Raw genomic sequence first — 17,690 nt, 5'->3', positions numbered from 1 at the left:
GAACCGGCGGGCCGATTCGTCATGGCGACATCACGCTTCATCGCTCTGGCGTCCACCGATGGTCCGCGACGATGGGCTCCCTTCGACAAGGAGCACCCTCATGGCCGAACTGAAAGAGAACCTGCTCGACTGGCTTCGCGACGCCCACGCCATGGAGCAGCAAGCGGAGCAGATGCTCAGGGCACAGGCTAGCCGGATCGAGCACTACCCCGCGGTGAAACAACGCATCGAGCAGCACCTGGAGGAGACCCTTGGCCAGCAGGCCCTGTTGAAGGCGTGCATCGAACGGCTCGGCGGCAGTACCTCGGGCATGAAGGACCTGATGGGCAAGGTGATGGCTTTCGGTCAGGCGGCGGGCGGCATGGCCAATTCGGACGAGATCGTGAAGGGCGCGATTGCGAGCTACGTGTTCGAGAACCTGGAGATCGCCACCTACACGGCGTTGATCGCGGCGGCCAAGACGGTGGGCGACATCGAAACCCAGCGCACGTGCGAGCAGATCCTGCCGCAGGAACAAGCCATGGCGAAATGGGTGCTCGACCACCTGCCCGAACTGACCGAGGAATTCCTGGTGCGCGACGCCACCCCCGATGTCGAAGCCAAGCGCTGAGGGCAGGGCGATGCGTATCGCACTGAACGGCACGATCCTGCTCGTCATGGCCCTGGCTTTCCAGGCGCCGGCGCAGGATCGTCCCGTGGAGACGAAGAAGCAGACCGCCAACTCCGCGCCGCAGACGGTGCACGAGACGGAGCGCTCGCTGAAGAAGGAGCAGGACCAGCACTGGAACGACGGCATGAATACCAAGCGAGCGCCCGACCCACGCAAGCGGGACGAATATGGCGCGCCGAAGGTGTCACCGCCCGAGGGCCAGGGAACCGATAACGACGCAGGCCTTCCGAAGAAGGACCCGCCCCGGCATTGATGCCCACGCTTCCCTAGCTGTGACCCGCGCGCCGGATCGTGCCCTTGCGCGTCGCCACGCGATCGACCCGCCATGCATTCACGATCAGCGCGAGGCCGAGCAGGGCGGCCAGGCCGAACAGGATCGCCGCCCAGGTCGGCAGGTCGTCCGCGCCGTTGCGCGTAAGCAGCGCGGCACCCACGATCAGCGCGGACGAGATCAGGCCGATGCTTATGCGGTTGGCGATCTTCTGCAGGTTCTCGATCAGGTGCGATTCCTCGAGCCCGTCGACGCGGATACGCAGGTCGTTGTCCGCGAGCGTGTCGACGAAGCGGGACAGCTTCGAGGGCACGCCATGGCTCAGCGCATATACGTCGAGGGCCAGGGCGGCGACGCCGGTCTTGGAGGCGTGGTCGCTGACCTGCTTCATCAGCAACGACTCCAGTTGGTCTTCCACGATCCGCCGCGTGGGCAGCGAAGGATCGAGCGCGCACAGGGTGGCTTCGAGGTTGATCAGCGTCTTGCCCAGCACGCTCAGTTCCGGCGGCGGTTGCAGGCCGCACTCGGCGCCGCGCGAGGTGAGGTCCAGGAGCAACGAGCCTTCGGCGAACGCCCGGTCGTCGCCGCGCGCCGCATAGCGGCCGACCAGGCTTCGCACGGCGCGACGGTAACGTTGCCGGTCGTAGTCGGGCAGGCGCCTTCCCATCGATTCGCACAAGTCGGCGACGATGTCGCCGTCGCTGTTGATCGCGTGCAGCATGATGCGCAGCAAGGTGACGCGAGCGGTCCGCGACAGATAGGTGATCATGCCCGCGTCGATCACCGCGAGACGTCCGTCGTCGGCGATCAGCACGTTGCCCGGATGCGGGTCGGCGTGGACGCGGCCCTGTGCGAACACCTGGTCGAGGTAGGCACGCATCAGCGCTTCCCCGAGCACGCGGCCCTGGTCGGCACCCGCCATGCCGGGCGCGACCTTGCGCCCGCTGATCAGGTCCATGGTGAGCACGCGACGGGTGCTGAGGCCGCGGTGTGGCTTCGGCACCGTCAGTGATGGATAAAGCGCGAAGACGCGGCCGAGCGCGTCGAGGTTGTCGGCCTCGGCGAGAAAGTCCAGTTCCTCCGCCAGCGCGTCGCGGAGGGCGGCGACCCAGTCTTCGATGCCGAGCCTGCGCCCGGCATCGGTATAGCCCTCGGCCAGCCGCGCCACCCTGGCCAGCAGATCGAGGTCCGACGCCACGTCCGCTTCGATGCCGGGACGCTGCACCTTGACCGCCACGCGGCTGCCGTCCAGAAGGTGCGCGGCATGGACCTGGGCGAGTGAGCCGGCGGCGAGGGGGTTTTCGTCGAAGTCCGCGTAGAGCGTCGACACCGGTGCGCCCAGTTCCTGTTCGATCAGGGCAGCGATCGAGTGCTTGGGCACCTCGACGACGGCATCCTGCATCCGTTGCAGGGCCACGAGGTAGGGCGGGGCGACGAGGTCGGGCCGCGTCGAGAGCGCCTGGGCCAGCTTGATGAACGCCGGCCCCAACGATTCGATGTCCCGCGCGAACTGCTCCGGGGAGGCCGCGTCGCGTTCGGGTGCCGTCGCCATCGGGTCCGTCGGCGAACGGAGCACGCCGGCGCGCCGGTATTTCAGGACGAAGGAAGCGATCTGCCGATACCGCCGGGTCGATGCCAGCATGGGAGTCTCCACGAGGACGCGATGCCGCGCCGTGGAGGCCCATCTTCCGCGTCGCCGGTGATGCCAGGGTGGACGCCCGCGTGTAAGAGTTACTACCCGCCGCGGGAAACTCTTGCCGTCCAAGGTGGCGATTCGCCCGCCTCGGGCCCGTGCTTTCGCGTTTTCACCGATGTCCGGAGGTTGGCACGGGGTTTGAATGCAAGGGAGCATGGACAACGACATGCATACCCCCGTCATGCTTTACCTCCCCCTTGCCCAGCGAAACAACGCCTTTCCCTGGGAAGTCTTCCACGACACCCACCGCATGGGCACGTTCGCCACGCAGGACGAATGTTTCCGGCATGCCCTGCGGCTGGCCGACAGTCTCGGTCGCCGGACCGGCCGCCGCGTTCGCCTGAAAGTCGAAGGCGACAACGGCGTATGGGAAACCGTCGATGCGTTCGTTCCCGGCGGCGTGGAGGCGTAGCACGTGTGCGAGGCATTCACGCGATGCATCTGATCGCATGACAAGTCCCTCCCTAGCATGAGTGCTTTCCAACCAGCGCGGAGACCACCATGGCGGTAAAAACGATCGAAGACCTCTTCATTCATGAGCTCTCGGACATCTACAGCGCCGAGAAGCAATTGACCAAGGCACTGCCGCGCCTCGCGCGTGCCGCCACGGCGCCGGAATTGAAAAAAGCATTCGAGACCCACCTGGAGGAAACCCAGGGACAGGTGGAACGCATCGACCAGATCGTCGAGGCCCTCGGCATCCGGCTCAAACGCATCAAGTGCGCGGCGATGGAAGGCCTCGTCGAAGAAGGCAAGGAAGTGATCGAGGAAGTCGAAGCCGGTGCGTTGCGCGACGCGGCGCTCATCGGTGGCGCGCAGAAGGTCGAGCATTACGAGATCGCCTCGTACGGCACGCTTTCGGCGATCGCGAAGCAACTCGGCTACCAAGATGCCTTGCCCTTGCTGCAGGCCACGCTCAAGGAAGAGAAGGCGACCGACGAGAAGCTGACGATGTTGGCCGAGCAGGCGGGCAACCAACGCGCCGCCGAGAAATCGAAAGCCGCCTGATCTTCCGAAAGAAAGACCTCACGCCCCGCGGTGCTCCGAAGAGAGGCCGCGGGGATTGCCGGAGAATCGCGTGGCTTTGCCTCCGCTGGTTGTGATGGGTGCGTCGACAGGAGGGGTCGAGGCGCTGAGATCGGTCTGCGCCGGTCTTCCCGCGGCATTCGGCGCGGCGGTGCTGGTCGTGCTCCACGTGGACGCCCATGCCAGCATTCTGCCCGACATCCTTTCGCATCACGCGGTGTTGCCGGTGGCGCACGCCTTCGATGGTGAACCCATCGAGGCGGGGCGGATCTACGTCGCCCCGCCGGACTACCACATGCTCGTCGAGGACTCGACCATCGTGCTGGATCGCGGACCGAAGGAGCACCACACCCGTCCCGCCCTCGATCCCTTGTTCCGCAGCGCCGCCGAGCATGCGGGCGCGAGAGTGATCGCGGTGGTGCTTACCGGCGACCTCAACGACGGCACGGCGGGCGTGCATTACGTGAAACGCGCCGGCGGCACGGCGATCATCCAGGACCCCGACGAAGCGGTGGCACCCGCCATGCCGCTCGGTGCGTTGCGCCATGGCAGGGTCGATCACCGGCTGCCCCTTGCGGATATCCCGGTTTTTCTTTCCCGTTGGGCGGCCGAGCAGGGCCTTCCGGCATTGGCCTCCGGGAGGGGGCATGCCATGGCCAAGCTTCCCCCGCGACCGGATGTCGATCCTCATTCGACCGACCGCACTCCCTTCGTCTGTCCCTCGTGCAAGGGCTCCTTGCTGCGCAGGGAGGATGGCGGCCTGCAGGAGTTCCGCTGCTACGTGGGACACCGCTTCACCCTGGAGACGCTGGCCCACGCGCAGGGACAGTCCACGGACGAAGCACTGTGGTCGTCGTACCGTGCCCTGACCGAGAAGGCGATGCTCCTGCACCTGCTTGCCGAGGATGCCCGCGGCTTGGGCGACGGAGAGCGCGCGGCGATGTACGCCGACAACGCCAGGGAAGCGGAACACCTGGCGGTCATTGCCCAGGAACTGACCAGGCGAGCCGCCGGGACGCTGGCGGAACCCGATCCGGAACGTTGAAGAGAGGAGGAAACCATGGGACGCATCGCACGAACCGTGTTCACGGAACCAGGCGATATCCAGCGCATCGAGCGCATCGTCGACGAGCTCGCGGTCAATGCGCGTGTACGCCTGCATGTCGTGGTGGGCGAGCCGGTGGAAGGCATCGTGGCGGTCACGCCGACGATCCAGGTGTTCAAGACCGCGGACGACCAGGAAGGCATCAATGGCACCGTGAAGCTCGTGGACCCGCGGCAACCCGCGTGGAGCGGGCTGGTCTGGCTGGGCGACATCCTGCGCGTCGAGCACCTGGATTCCGTCACCATGGGTTCCTCGAAAGCGTGAATTTCGCTCAGTGCCGTATGTCGTCGTTGCCGGAGCGCACTTCCTGCGCGGCGCGTGGTTCGAGCTTGCGCGGCGCAGCTTCGTGGTCGTGGAAGATGAGGTGGGGCAAGTCCTTGTCCAGGTCGTCTGTAGGGCGGCCTCACGTCTCTGAACGCGTCAGTTGGCCGCGTTGTGTTCCGCCAGCACGAGTGCCTGGTCGACCGCGAGCATCAATTCACCACTCGTGAACGGTTTCAACAACCGTGCCGCCGAGACCGGCGCGCCGGTCAGGTCGGCCTGCGCATCCGACAACATCAATACCGTGGGGAGCATGCCGAGCACGTCCCGGCAATCCGCGAGATAGGCGCCGACGGCATCCTGCGCGTGCGCGGGTACGCAGGCCAGGAGCAACTGGGGGCACCGGCTCTCCGACAAGCGCGCGGCACCGATATGGGTAGCTGCGATCACGGTCTCGTAGCCCATGTCGGTAAGCACGTCCCGGACCACCCCTGCGAGGTCGGCCATCGGCTCGATGACCACGGCGAGCGGGTGGCAGCCGCTCAAAGGGAAGGACTCCGGCGAGGGAGACAGGAAGTGGCGCACGTTGGGAACCCCCTTGTGGATGCGCCCTCGACGAGGGTCACCTGTTCAGCGTGCACTTCGCTTTGCAGACGATTCGCCTATGGAGACGGGCTTACCGCTCATCTTGCTGAACGCCATCGCGAGTCTTGCCTCGTTCGCGACGATATGCGCTAATGCGAACCATTCGCATTATTTTCATCATGGCTTCGGTCCAGAGCATCCATCGCACCGTCGACGACCTCTACAGCGACCACCACGGGTGGCTGCTCGGATGGATGCGCCGTCGGTTGGGCGGCGGCCCGCACGCCGACGACCTGGCCCAGGACACCTTCGTCAGGATTCTCTCGAAACCCGAGGCGATCGTCGTCCGCGAGCCACGCGCGTTCCTCACCACGATCGCGCAGCGGGTACTGGCCAACCACTACCGGCGTCAGGATGTGGAGCGGGCATGGTTGGAAACGCTGAGTGCGTTGCCGGAAGCCTCCGTGCCTTCACCGGAAATGCAGGCGATGGTGCTCGAGACGCTGCTGGAGATCGCCCGGCGCCTGGACGGCCTGCCGCGCCCGGTCCGCCGTGTCTTCCTGCTCAGCCAGCTCGACGGCCTGGGTCATGCCGCCATCGCCGCCGAACTGCGCGTCTCCGTCACCACGGTCAAGCGCTACATCGTGCGCGCGGGCCAGCAGTGTTATTTCCCCGAAGACTGACGCCATCGTGTCTTCCTCCGCCTCCGAACCGACGACGCGCATCGCGCCGGCCATCGCCCGGCAGGCGGTCGAATGGATGGTCGAGCTGCAGTCGGAAGGAGCGGGCGATGCCACCCGCCAGGCGTGGGAACGCTGGCTGCATGCGCATCCCGACCACCTGCGTGCGTGGCATCGGATCGAGGCCACGAATGGCCGCCTGCACACCGTCCCCGCGCCACTGGCACACGCGGTTCTCTCCGCGCCGGATTCGCCCGGGCGCCGCCGTGCGCTGAAGACGCTCGGCCTTCTTGCCGCCGTCGGCGGCGCGGGGTGGATCGCCGGGCGCCGCGTGCCATGGCAGGCGTGGACCGCGGACGAGCGCACCGGGCCGGGCGAACGACGCATCGTCGTGCTTCCCGACGCGACGCAGGTGGTGCTCAACACCGACAGCGCCATCGACGTGCGCTTCGATAACGGACGCCGCCTGCTGCGCCTGCTGCGCGGCGAGATCATGGTGACCACCGGACATCCGCCCGGCGACGCACGTCCCTTCGGGATCGAGACGGAGCACGGCCGACTGCGCCCCTTGGGCACGCGGTTCAGCGTCCGCCTCGACGATGACGCCACGCGTGTCGCGGTCTATTCCGGATCGGTGGAAGTCAGCACGCGCGAGGCGGTCCATCCGCGGATCGTCCTTGCCGGTGAGCGAACACGCTTCACCGTTTCGGCCGTCTCGCCGCCCGTTCCCGCCGACGAGAACGATACCGCCTGGTTGGACGGCATGCTCGTGGTGCGCGACATGCCGCTGGACGACTTCGTGGCGGAACTGGCCCGCTACCGGCCCGGCCATGTCGCCTGCGACCCGGCCGTGGCCGGCGTGCTGGTGTCCGGCACGTATCCCCTGGCCGATACCGACCGCATCCTGGCCATCCTCGAAAAGAGCCTGCCGGTGGCCATCCATTACCGCACCCGTTACTGGGTGCGCGTCGTTCCCCGTGGCGCCTGAGCGACCGTCCGCCTGGAGTGGTCCGTTTTCGATTCTCGCGTGACATAGAAGGCAATCGTCTTCGATGTTCTCCGGAATCCCCATGACACACCGTTCCACACCACGGCCGTCGCCGCTCGCCCGCGCGGTCGCTTCCCTTTGCCTGGGGGCGGTCATCGCCTCCCTCGTGCCCGCCGTGGGCGTACGGGCACAGGAAGCCGCCGCCACGCCACGCTGGTCCGTGCCCGCGGGCCCGCTCGACCAGGCCTTGAACCGGTTCGGCCGCCAGGCGGGCGTGCTGTTGTCGTACACGAGTGACCTGACACGCAACCTGCGCAGTACCGGCGTCGAAGGCACGATGGACAGGGACAAGGCGCTGCAGGCGCTGCTGCGCGGGACGGGGTTGGAAGCGGCGGCACAGCCGGATGGCGGTTATGTCCTGCGTCGCGCCGACATCGTTTCCGCGGACGTGCCGAAACCACCGGCCGACGTCACCGGTACGCGACGCTCCGTCATGCTGGACGAGACGCGTGTCGTGGCGAGCGCGGGCAGCTACGTCGCTCACCGCACGTCGACGGGCGCGAAGACCGACATTCCGCTGATCGAACTGCCACAGACGATTTCCGTCATCAGCCGTGAACAGATCGAAGCGCAACAAGCCCAGACCTTGCGCGCCGTGTTGCGCTACGCGCCCGGCGTGACCATCAGCGACGACAACGACGATCGCCTGGACAGCATCAGCGCCCGCGGCTTCGCCCTCGACCAATACCTGGACGGCCTGAAACTGCTCGCCGGTACCTGGGCGGTGCCGAAGGTGGAACCGTACCTCATGGAACGCGCGGTGGTGCTGGAAGGGCCCGCATCCGTCCTGTACGGCCAGGCGTCGCCGGGCGGCATCATCGACGTGGTCAGCAAGCGGCCGACGGACACGCCGCTGCACGAAGTGCAGTTGCAGTTCGGCACGTCGTCCCGGCGCCAGGCCAATGTCGACTTCGGCGGACCGCTCGGTGGCGGCGGCCAGTGGACGTACCGGCTTACCGGCGTCGTCAGGGACACCGACCTGGATGCGAAGCATACGAAGGAGCGGCGCGTGGCGATCGCGCCCGCGCTCACCTGGAAACCGGACGACCGGACCCGGCTCACGATCCTCGCCAGCTACCTGCACGACCCGGATGGCGGCGTGTGGTCGATCCTGCCTTACCAGGGGACCCTGCTACCCAATCCCAACGGCCGCATCCCGCGCGATTTCTATACCGGCGACACCGGCTTCGAGTCGTTCAAGCGCACGCAGTACCAGCTCGGCTACGAGTTCGAGCATGTGATCGACGAGACCTGGCGTTTCCGCCAGAACTTCCGCGTGGCGCGCAACACCACGAATTACGATTCCGTGCAGGGACTCAACCTGCGAGCCGACCTGCGCACGCTCAACCGGCAGACCTATATGTCGGACGAACGCCTGCGCACGCTCAACCTCGACAACCAGGCGGAAGCGCGCTTCGACACCGGTCCGGTCACACATACGGTGTTGCTCGGTGCGGACGTGCAGCGAATCCTCTGGGACAACTTCACCCGCTATGGTGGCGCACCCACGCTGGATATCCTGCATCCGGATTACCGCCAGGCGATCGTCGTGCCGCCGCGGTTCCAGGACGCGAGCCAGGGGCAGAGCCAGCTCGGCGTCTATGCGCAGGACCAGATGCGTGTGGGCCGTTGGTCGGTGATGCTGAGCGCGCGCCGGGACGCCTCGCGCAGCGACAACGACAACCACGTGGCCAACACCTGGACCCGGCAGACGGATCACGCGACCACGTGGCGGGCCGGCGTCACCTACCTGTTCGACAACGGGCTGGCTCCCTATGCCAGCGTCTCCACCTCGTTCCAGCCGACGCTCGGCACGGACGCCCACGGCCAGGCCTTCGTGCCGACGACGGGACGGCAGAAGGAAATCGGCATCAAGTACCAGCCGCGCGACGTGGACGCTTACATCGCGCTGGCGGCGTACGAACTCACCCAGCAGAACGTTTCCACGGCGGACCCGGCCAACGTCAACTTCAACATCCAGACCGGCGAGGTCCGCTCGCGTGGCATCGAGTTGTCGGGCACGGCGAGCCTGGCGCAGGGCCTAAACCTGCGCGCGTCCTATGGCTACCTCGACAACGAGATCACCCGCGCCACGACCGCCATCCAGGGTAACCGCCAGGCCGACGTGCCCGCGCACCAGGCCTCCGCATGGCTCGATTACACCGTTCGCGACGGCTCGCTGGCCGGACTCGGCTTCGGTGGCGGCGTGCGCTGGACCGGCAAGGCATACGCCACCACGGCGAACACGGTGACCATGCCCTCGTACACCACCGTCGACGCCATGCTGCGTTACGACCTCGGGCGCTTGAATCCCGATCTCGACGGCTGGCGTCTCGCGGTGAATGCCGCGAACCTGCTGGACAAGCGCTACGTGTCGTACTGCGCGGCCATCGGCTGCCGCTGGGGGCTTCGCCGCAACGTGATGGCGACGGTGGCATACGCATGGTGAGGAACTTTCGTTCGTGGACGCGGGTGCACAGCTGGACCAGTCTCGCCTGCACGCTATTCCTGCTGGTCCTTTGCATCACCGGCTTGCCATTGGTGTTCCACGAGGAAATCGACGCCTGGGCCGCACCCTCGGTCCCCGCGTCACGCCAACCGGATGGCACGCCCGATGCGCCGCTGGCGAAGATCGTCGCTTCCGCACAGGCGCGCTACCCGGGCCAGTACATCCAGGCGATGTCGTGGAAGCAGGGCGGGCCGCACACGGTGATGGTGTACATGGCGAAGGAGCCACGGTCGGCGTTGGGCGGCTACCACGCGCTGTCCATCGATGCCCGAACGGCGGCCGTGCTGGACGAGCCCCGTCAGCGCGCTCGGGTCACGCAATGGTTGCTGACCTTCCACCGCGAGTTGTTCGCGGGGCTGCCCGGCATGCTGCTGTTGTGCGTCATGGGTGTGTCGTTCGTGGTCTCCATCGTGTCCGGCGTGCTGATCTATGGTCCATTCACCCAGAAAGCGGGGTTCGGCGAGATCCGCCGGAACCGGTCAAAACGCGCGAAGTGGCTCGACCTGCACAACCTGCTCGGTATCGTGCTTCTCGCGTGGACCCTCGTGGTCGGTGTGACCGGCGTGGTGAATACCTTGGCCGATCCCTTGTTCGCCTATTGGCGCACGGGCCGCCTGGCGGAGATGCTGGCTCCCTGGCATGACAAGCCCATGCTCGTGCCGCTGGTATCGCTCGACACGGCGGTGGCAGCCGCGCGGCGCGCGGTACCTGGCACGAGCCAGGAGAGCGTGGCTTTTCCATATTCCGCCTACGGCAGTCCGCACCACTACATGATCTGGATGCAGGGCGAAACGCCACTCACCTCGCGACTGCTGACGCCGGTGCTGGTCGACGCGGAAAGTGGCGGCGTGACCGACGCACGCGGGCTGCCGTGGTACCTGCGCGCCCTGGAACTGTCGCGACCCTTGCACTTCGGCGACTACGGCGGCCTGCCACTCAAGCTGCTGTGGGCGGCCTTCGACCTGCTCACGATCGCCGTGCTGGTGACGGGCCTGTACCTCTGGCGCGAACGGCGCAAGCGTCCTCGCGGTGATGGAGTCGTGGCATGAGGCGTCGACTGCCTTCGAACTGGCAAACGTGGGGATGGCCCGCGATACTCGCGGTCCTGACGCTGGCGGGGTTGTTCATGGCCCTGCTCGGGAATGGCGACCTGTCGCGGACCGCATCCTGGATGGCACTGGGAACGCCTCTCGCCGTCATCGCATGGAAGCTGTATGCATCGCGTCCTTGATCGCGCAAGCGGATGGCCTCAAAGTGCCGGCCATCCGTTCGGGGTCACCCGTCATCAGGGGAAACAGCGATGAAGAATGACGATCCGCGACGCGGAAGACTCGCATGCGTCGGCATGGGCATGACCCTGGGTTCCCACCTGACGCCGCTGGCCCGTAGCCACATCGAGCAGGCGGACGTGGTGTTCGCGGCCCTGTCCGACGGGATCGTGGAAGCATGGCTTCGGCGCATGCATGGCGATGTGCGCAGCCTCCAGCCGTACTACGCGGAAGGCAAGTCGCGCATGACGACCTACCGCCAGTGGGTCGACCTGATGATGACCGAGGTACGAGCCGGCAAGCGTGTCTGCGGCGTCTTCTACGGTCATCCGGGCATCTTCGCCTGGTCGCCGCACAAGGCGGTCGAGGTCGCCCGGGCGGAAGGTTTCGAGGCGCACATGGAACCCGGCATCTCCGCGGAGGACTGCCTGTATGCGGACCTCGGCATCGACCCGGGCCGCTTCGGCTGCCAACACTTCGAGGCCAGCCAGTTGCTGTTCTACGAGCGCCGCGTCGATCCCACGGCCTACCTGGTGCTATGGCAGGTCGGCGTCGTCGGCGACAGGTCGCTGGCACGGCTCCACACGGACGGGGCTTACCGGCAGGTACTGGTGGACGTGTTGGGCCACGACTATCCGCTGGACCACGAGATCATCGTCTATCGCGCAGCGACGCTCCCCATCCAGAAGCCGGGCATCCGCCACATCCTCCTGCGCGACCTGCCGCATGTTCCTCTGGCGCCCGAGGAAACGGTGGTCCTTCCGCCAGCTGTCGCCTTGAAGGCGAACCTCGCCATCCGGGAGCGGCTGGCCGCCCTTGACGCCTCGGCCGGGCGGTAAAGACACGATTATTCGCGCCGCCGGGCTCGTGAGGGTGTTTGTTATGAAGAGCGTTGGTGGCCTGTTGCCTCGACGCTTTTGTGGGAGCCGACTTTGTCGGCGATGGGTGCTTGCGAAGCCCTCTCCTTGGGAAGAATCTAAAGAACTGCCGGGAATGGCCGTCATAGTATGAAAGCGCTCGCAGGGAGCAGGGAGAAGACCATGCCGGATACGATCGATTTGCTGGAGGCCATCGGCCGCGACGCGTCGCTGCGCCACATATCGGCGGAGGACCTGGCCAACCTCCTGCGACAGGTCCAGGCGAGTGAGGCCCTCACGAAGACCGTGGTCTCGGGCGATCGTTCGTGGTTGTCCGAGGAATTCGGCTCGATTCTCATGCACACGACGCACATCTCGCAGTTTCCCGGCCACGAGGACGATGAGCCGGATGACGACGACGATGACGGCGACGAGGACGGCGAATGCGAAGGCGAAGGGCGCGACGACGAGGCTCCCTGTCTCCCGGCGGTTGCCCGCGACGAACCGGGTCCGCAGCCGTAGCGATGTGGGCATGTCCCGGGCGATGAGCCGCCTCCGGTCACGCGCGACAGGCGTCGCGCTGGCCTGGTGCGTGCTGGTGTCGCCGGGGTTCGCCGCGGCATCCATCACCGATCCGGCCGCGTTCCTCGAACAGACGGAAGCCCTGCGCACGAAGGACCACCCGCGATTCGTCGAGAGGCTGCGACAGATACGCCCTGAAGGTCCTTCGCTGAGCAAGCCGCAGCAATGGCATCTGCGTTATCTCGATGCATGGGAAACCATGTTCGAGGGCGACTACACGCAGTCCGAGGCCCAGCTGCGTGACATCATCGACCATTCCGGCGACGTCACGCTCGCCGCCAAGGCATCGGCATTGTTGCTGAGCAACCTCGGTGCCAATCGACGGTACGACGAGGCTTTCGCGCTGGCCAATCGCCTGGTGGACGACCTGCCGCGAATCGACGATCCGTTGGCTCGCTCGATGCTGCTGATGAACCTGTCGCAGATGTTCAACCTTGCCGGCCAGACCGACCTCGCCATCCAGTATGCCGGCATGATGGAAAACGCCGTGCTTCCTGGTGAAACCCTGTGTTATCCGTTCTCCCTGCGGGCCGCGGCGCTGAACAACACCGGACGGCTGACCTCGTCCAGTCCTGAATTGACGAAGGCCATCGATGCCTGCGTCGCCGCCGGGCAACCGATCCTGGCCAATACCATGTGGCTCGTCCTCGGCGACCGCTTCATCGAGGAAGGTCAGCCACGCAAGACCCTGGCCCTCCTGGAACGGATCGGACCGAGCATCCGCACCAGCGATTATTACGCGCACCTGCTTTCCTCGCAGGTGCAACGGGCCAGGGCGAACGAGAAGCTCGGCAACGTGGACGATGCCAGGAAGGCGGCGCTCGCCGCCCTGGCGATGAGTGACGACGCCGAGATGAGCGAGTGGATACGGGATGCCTATGGCGTGCTTTACCGGATCGAAAAAAGGCAAGGCCACGCCGCGACGGCGCTGTCGTATTACGAACGCTATGTCGCCCAGGACAAAGGCTATCTGGACGACATCACGGCGAGGGACCTCGCGTTCGAACTGAGCAAGCAACATCTGCTCACGCAGAAGCTCGAGACGGAGCGGCTCGCCCGGCAGAACAGCGTCCTTCGCCTGCAGAAAGCCCTGGAGACCAAGGCGGTCGAGACCAGTCGGCTGTACATCGTCCTGCTACTCCTCTTCCTTGCGTCCGTGGTGTTCTGGCTGTTGCGGACCATGCGTTCGCAGCTCCGCTTCAAGAAGCTGTCTTGGCACGATGGTCTCACTGGGATTTTCAACCGCCAGCATTTCATGAGCGAGGCCGAGCGTATCCTGCGCTTGCTGGAGAGGCGCACGGGCGATGCCTGCCTGGTCTTCATCGACCTGGACCATTTCAAGCAGATCAACGATACGCATGGCCATGCCATGGGCGACCTCGTGCTCAAGCACGCGGTCGCCATCTGCGGCCAGCAATTGCGTCCCGGCGACGTGTTCGGCCGCCTGGGTGGCGAGGAATTCGGCATGTTGCTCGTCGGCTGTCCCAAGGAGCGGGGCATGATCATCGCCGATCGCATCCGCATGGCGATCGAAGCGTCGCCGGTCACCGAGGAAGGCTGTGTCGTGTCGTTCTCGACGAGCGCCGGCCTGGCCGCCACCGTGACGTGCGGCTACGACCTGCAACGGCTGTGCCGTGAAGCGGACATGGCCCTCTACAAGGCGAAGCGTGCCGGACGCAACCGCGTGATGGCGGATGCGTCCGGCAGTCTCGCCGAATCCTAGGCGATCAGAGGTCGAACGACGCGGAGACGTAGAACGTGCGCGGCGCGCCCTGGGTCAGGTAGCCGCCGTTGGCGGAGGCCCAATAGCCCTTGTTGGTCACGTTCTGCACCGTGAGGCGGAAGGTCACCGGCACGCCCTCGAGGTGCGTCGTGGTGCGGGCGCCGATGTCGTAGGTGGTCCAGGCCGGTACTTCCAGCGTGTTGGCGGTGTCCAGGTACTGCTTGCCGGTGCGCACGGCGCGGGCGCTGAGGGTGACATCGGGCGTGTTCGGAATATCCCATTCCACGCCCGCGTTGGCCTGGAAACGCGGCACGCCGATGCCGTCGTTACCATCGTTCAGGCCGCCCTGGGTCTTCACCAGTTCGGGCTTGATGTAGTTGGCACCGCCCAGCACGCGCACGCCATCGACGGGCTGGCCGAAGAAGCTCCACTCGATGCCACGGTTACGCTGCTCGCCATCCACCACGAAGGTGTTGGCGCCGTTGACGTAAGCGCTGGGCTGCTTGATCTGGAACAGGCCGAGGCTGCTGCCGATCGTGCCCGCGTCCCATTTCACGCCGATCTCGTTCTGCTTCGACTTGTAGGGGGCGAAGACCTGGCCGGCGTTGGTGACCGGACGGTTGTTGAAGGTCTCCGGTGCCTGGTCGCCTTGGGTCAGCGCCTCGATGTGGTTGGCGTAGATCGACCACTGGTCGGCAAGGCGGAAGTTCACGCCGGCGATGGGCGTGGTCGTGTACTGCTCGTATTCGGAGTTCTTCGCGCCATCGACACCGCCGACCGCATAGGCGTAACCGATGGTGTGCAGTTTCTGGCGGCGGGCGCCGAGCGTCACCTGGAGGCGGTCGTCCATGAAGCCGAGCGTGTCGGATACGGCGAGGCTGCGCAGCTGCGTGCGGCCGGTGATGCCGGGATCGCTGATCGGGCCGACGTCATAGGCGAAGTCGGGCACCGGCGCATAACTGGGCGAGTAGATATTGGTATGGATCGGGTCGAGCGATCCGGCATAGGCGGCCTTCTTGCGGAAGCTCAGGGCCGAGAAGCCGACGTTCACCCGGTGGGTGATCTCGCCGGTGTCGAAGTGCGCGTTGAAGCCGGCTTCGCCCGTGGCGGTATCCGCGATATAGGGCACGGTGAAGCGCGATTCGGTCGCGTTGCCGGCGGTATCCACGAGCGTGGGGCTGACGTAGTCGCCGAACTCGTTGCCATGGTGCGCACCTGCCGCCACATACCCGGTGAGCCACGGGGTGAAATCGTATTCGACGCGGACCACGCCGAAGGTGTCTTCCAGCGAGGAGTTGGACCAGGGCTGGGCATAGTTGGTCCTTGCGGACGGCGCACGCGGCACGCGATCGAGGCCGCTGGCATAGACCACCGCGCGGCCACCGGTGATGACCTGTTTCTGGTAGCCGATGTCGGTGGTGACACGCAGCTTTTCGCCCTGATAGTCGAAGGCGACCGAAGCGGCCGTGACGCGGCGCTGCTCGCCGTCGATGGCGGTGTTGCCGTCACGATGGACGGCATTCACGCGCACGCCGAACGCATCGCCGGCACCGAAGCGGCGGCCGATGTCCACGCTTCCGCCCACCTGGCTGTCGCTGCCCCAATCCAGTCCGACGCGGGTGATCGGCTGCGCTTCCGCGCGCTTGGGTGCGATGTTGATGCCGCCACCGACGCCGGAGCCAGAGGGGCTGATGCCGTTGAGGAAGGCGCTGGCCCCCTTGAACACTTCGACACGGCTGACCAGCTCCGGCGCGAGCAGCTGGCGGGGCAGGAGGCCGTAGAGTCCATCGAACGCGATGTCGTCGCTATAGACCTGGAAGCCACGGATCGTGAAGGTCTGCGAGAAATTGCCGTAGCCGAAGCCGGTACGCACGGCGGGATCGTTGGAGACCACGTCGCCGAGTGTTCGCGCCTGCTGGTTGCGGATCAGCGTGTCGGTGTAGCTGGTGATCGCGAAGGGCACGTTCATCGAGTCCTGGTTGCCCAGCACACCGAAACGTCCACCGCGGGCGACCTGTCCGCCGGCGTATGCCGCGGTGGGCGCGGCGACGTTGGCCTCCACCTGCACACCGGACAAGGTGGTGCTGTTGTCACGCGCCTTCTGTTGCGCATCGGTGTCGTCCGCCGCATGGGCCGGAGGGGCCAGCAGAAGGAGGCCGGCGAGGGCGGCCGAGACGGAAAGGGTGAGGACGTGGCGGCGGAACGGGACGGCGGACATGGAACTCCCAGCGGACATCGGGTGCGTGAATGCGAATGTAAATGCGAACCAGTCGCAAGTATCGCGCACTCTCGACGTGCTGCATAGCAGCGCGATGTCGCAGGCCGTTCCATGTGAACTCCTCACTCGGAGCCGGGTAGGAGCCGGGTAGGAAGCAGGTGGGAACCGGGGTGGGAACCGGGTAGAAACCTGGTGGGAAGCGGGCTGGCCCGCGATCCGTCACCCCTGGGACGAGCGAGCGGTGACAAGCTTCGCCCAATCAAGGCAAGGCCTCCTTCGGCCACCAAGAAGATCGAGGCGTCGCGGGCGAGCCCGCTTCCCACCCGAGCAGAAGATCGAGGCGTCGCGGGCGAGCCCGCTTCCCACCCGAGGGTAGGGGCTTTATTCAATCCAGCGGGCGAACCCAGATGTTGCGGAAGCTCAAGGGAGGCGAACGGTCGCCGTGCGCCTGTAGCTTGATCGCCCCCTCGGCGTATGGCGTGTACTTGGGTTTGCCGACGTGGACGGTTTCGCCGGTGAGCCGCGTGTGGTCCTGCACCAGCACGCCGTTATGGAACAGCGTCACGTACGCGGGGGATTCGACGGCACCGTCCGCACCAAAGACGGGCGCCGTCCAGATCACGTCATAGGTCTGCCACTCGCCCGGTGGCCGCATCGCATTGACCAGGGGAGCGGCCTGCTTGTAAATGCTGGCCGCCTGTCCGTTGACATAGGTCGCGTTCTTCCACGAATCCATGATCTGGATTTCGTAGCCCTCGTCGCCGGGCCCCGTCGAAGCGAGGAACACGCCGCTGTTGCCGCGCTCCTGGCCTTCGCCGGTGATGTCCTTGGGTACCCGCCACTCCAGGTGCAGCTGGTAGTTCCTGAATCGCCGCCGGGTCTGGATGTTTCCGGATGCCTTGTCGACCGTCACCACGCCGTCGTGCACCTTCCAGCGAGCCGCCGAATGGTCCTTCGACGATTCCCATTGGCTCAGGTCGCGGCCATCGAACAGCACGATGGCGTCGGAAGGTGGCGCGCCGTCGACATGCCCGGGCGTCACCACCCTGGGTACGGGCTCCCACTGCTCGGTCGCCTTGGGATCGGTCTGTGCCCACGTGGACGGGGGCAGGGCCGCCGCCAGCACGAAGAGAAGCGGGACAGTCGCGCTATGCCATTTCACGGGTGTTCCTCCAGGCGGATAGGGAGTCA

The 17,690-nt window shown here is 66.1% G+C and carries 18 protein-coding genes; 14 read left to right on the top strand and 4 right to left on the bottom strand.

The annotated features are described in order from the left end of the window. The first annotated feature begins 100 nt into the window (after positions 1-100). Both AB6730_RS00995 and AB6730_RS00990 read left to right on the top strand, forming a co-directional pair. The gene (locus AB6730_RS00995) at positions 101-610 is read left to right on the top strand and encodes a ferritin-like domain-containing protein (RefSeq protein WP_371021799.1); all 510 of its coding nucleotides are present in this window, start codon (positions 101-103) and stop codon (positions 608-610) included. 10 nt (positions 611-620) lie between these two features. Then, on the top strand, positions 621-923 hold the full coding sequence (locus tag AB6730_RS00990) for a hypothetical protein (RefSeq protein WP_371021798.1): 303 nt from the start codon (positions 621-623) through the stop codon (positions 921-923). A 13-nt stretch (positions 924-936) separates the two neighbouring features. Here AB6730_RS00990 and AB6730_RS00985 read toward each other — a convergent pair whose 3' ends face one another. Next, entirely contained in the window at positions 937-2,583 is a 1,647-nt protein-coding gene (locus AB6730_RS00985; protein ID WP_371021797.1) for an ABC1 kinase family protein, read from the bottom strand. A gap of 220 nt (positions 2,584-2,803) precedes the next feature. On the opposite strand from AB6730_RS00985, the gene AB6730_RS00980 reads away from it, so the two are divergent. From AB6730_RS00980 to AB6730_RS00965, 4 genes are all read left to right on the top strand, one after another. Further along, positions 2,804-3,049, top strand: a complete 246-nt coding sequence (locus AB6730_RS00980) for a hypothetical protein (protein WP_371021796.1) — start codon at positions 2,804-2,806, stop codon at positions 3,047-3,049. 89 nt (positions 3,050-3,138) lie between these two features. Continuing rightward, positions 3,139-3,645 (top strand): ferritin-like domain-containing protein, encoded by a 507-nt coding sequence (locus AB6730_RS00975; RefSeq protein ID WP_371021795.1) that lies wholly within the window; start codon positions 3,139-3,141, stop codon positions 3,643-3,645. Positions 3,646-3,715: 70 nt separating this feature from the next. Continuing rightward, positions 3,716-4,708 carry a chemotaxis protein CheB gene (locus tag AB6730_RS00970; protein WP_371021794.1) on the top strand — a complete coding sequence of 331 codons (993 nt, stop codon included), beginning with the start codon at positions 3,716-3,718 and terminating at the stop codon, positions 4,706-4,708. Positions 4,709-4,723: 15 nt separating this feature from the next. After that, positions 4,724-5,032 (top strand): DUF3247 family protein, encoded by a 309-nt coding sequence (locus tag AB6730_RS00965; protein ID WP_371021793.1) that lies wholly within the window; start codon positions 4,724-4,726, stop codon positions 5,030-5,032. A 156-nt stretch (positions 5,033-5,188) separates the two neighbouring features. Here AB6730_RS00965 and AB6730_RS00960 read toward each other — a convergent pair whose 3' ends face one another. Next, on the bottom strand, positions 5,189-5,575 hold the full coding sequence (locus tag AB6730_RS00960; RefSeq protein ID WP_371021792.1) for a hypothetical protein: 387 nt from the start codon (positions 5,573-5,575) through the stop codon (positions 5,189-5,191). 218 nt (positions 5,576-5,793) lie between these two features. On the opposite strand from AB6730_RS00960, the gene AB6730_RS00955 reads away from it, so the two are divergent. The 8 genes from AB6730_RS00955 to AB6730_RS00920 all read left to right on the top strand — a co-directional run bounded on the left by AB6730_RS00955 (position 5,794) and on the right by AB6730_RS00920 (position 14,281). Next, complete coding sequence (locus tag AB6730_RS00955) at positions 5,794-6,297, top strand: sigma-70 family RNA polymerase sigma factor (protein WP_371021791.1); 504 nt, start codon at positions 5,794-5,796, stop codon at positions 6,295-6,297. Positions 6,298-6,304: 7 nt separating this feature from the next. After that, positions 6,305-7,282, top strand: a complete 978-nt coding sequence (locus tag AB6730_RS00950; protein ID WP_371021790.1) for a FecR domain-containing protein — start codon at positions 6,305-6,307, stop codon at positions 7,280-7,282. Between the two features lie 82 nt (positions 7,283-7,364). Beyond that, positions 7,365-9,791 carry a TonB-dependent siderophore receptor gene (locus AB6730_RS00945; RefSeq protein WP_371021789.1) on the top strand — a complete coding sequence of 809 codons (2,427 nt, stop codon included), beginning with the start codon at positions 7,365-7,367 and terminating at the stop codon, positions 9,789-9,791. Beyond that, positions 9,785-10,900, top strand: coding sequence for a PepSY-associated TM helix domain-containing protein (locus AB6730_RS00940; protein WP_371021788.1), 1,116 nt, complete (start codon positions 9,785-9,787; stop codon positions 10,898-10,900). Before AB6730_RS00945 ends, AB6730_RS00940 begins: the two co-directional genes overlap by 7 nt. Then, the gene (locus tag AB6730_RS00935) at positions 10,897-11,082 is read left to right on the top strand and encodes a hypothetical protein (protein ID WP_371021787.1); all 186 of its coding nucleotides are present in this window, start codon (positions 10,897-10,899) and stop codon (positions 11,080-11,082) included. The genes AB6730_RS00940 and AB6730_RS00935 overlap by 4 nt, the downstream gene beginning before the upstream one ends. Positions 11,083-11,151: 69 nt before the next feature. After that, positions 11,152-11,958, top strand: a complete 807-nt coding sequence (locus AB6730_RS00930; protein WP_371021786.1) for an SAM-dependent methyltransferase — start codon at positions 11,152-11,154, stop codon at positions 11,956-11,958. Positions 11,959-12,159: 201 nt separating this feature from the next. Further along, complete coding sequence (locus AB6730_RS00925; RefSeq protein WP_371021785.1) at positions 12,160-12,498, top strand: hypothetical protein; 339 nt, start codon at positions 12,160-12,162, stop codon at positions 12,496-12,498. A 22-nt stretch (positions 12,499-12,520) separates the two neighbouring features. Then, positions 12,521-14,281, top strand: a complete 1,761-nt coding sequence (locus AB6730_RS00920; protein WP_371021784.1) for a diguanylate cyclase — start codon at positions 12,521-12,523, stop codon at positions 14,279-14,281. A gap of 4 nt (positions 14,282-14,285) precedes the next feature. On the opposite strand, the gene AB6730_RS00915 is transcribed toward AB6730_RS00920, so the two are convergent. Both AB6730_RS00915 and AB6730_RS00910 read right to left on the bottom strand, forming a co-directional pair. Beyond that, the gene (locus AB6730_RS00915; RefSeq protein WP_371021783.1) at positions 14,286-16,499 is read right to left on the bottom strand and encodes a TonB-dependent receptor; all 2,214 of its coding nucleotides are present in this window, start codon (positions 16,497-16,499) and stop codon (positions 14,286-14,288) included. Positions 16,500-16,884: 385 nt separating this feature from the next. Continuing rightward, on the bottom strand, positions 16,885-17,661 hold the full coding sequence (locus AB6730_RS00910; protein WP_371021782.1) for a DUF1080 domain-containing protein: 777 nt from the start codon (positions 17,659-17,661) through the stop codon (positions 16,885-16,887). Positions 17,662-17,690 lie beyond the last annotated feature (29 nt).

Source organism: Luteibacter sp. RCC_6_2 (assembly GCF_041360655.1).
In the GTDB taxonomy this organism is placed as follows: domain Bacteria; phylum Pseudomonadota; class Gammaproteobacteria; order Xanthomonadales; family Rhodanobacteraceae; genus Luteibacter.
This window is presented reverse-complemented; position numbering and strand designations above follow the sequence as displayed.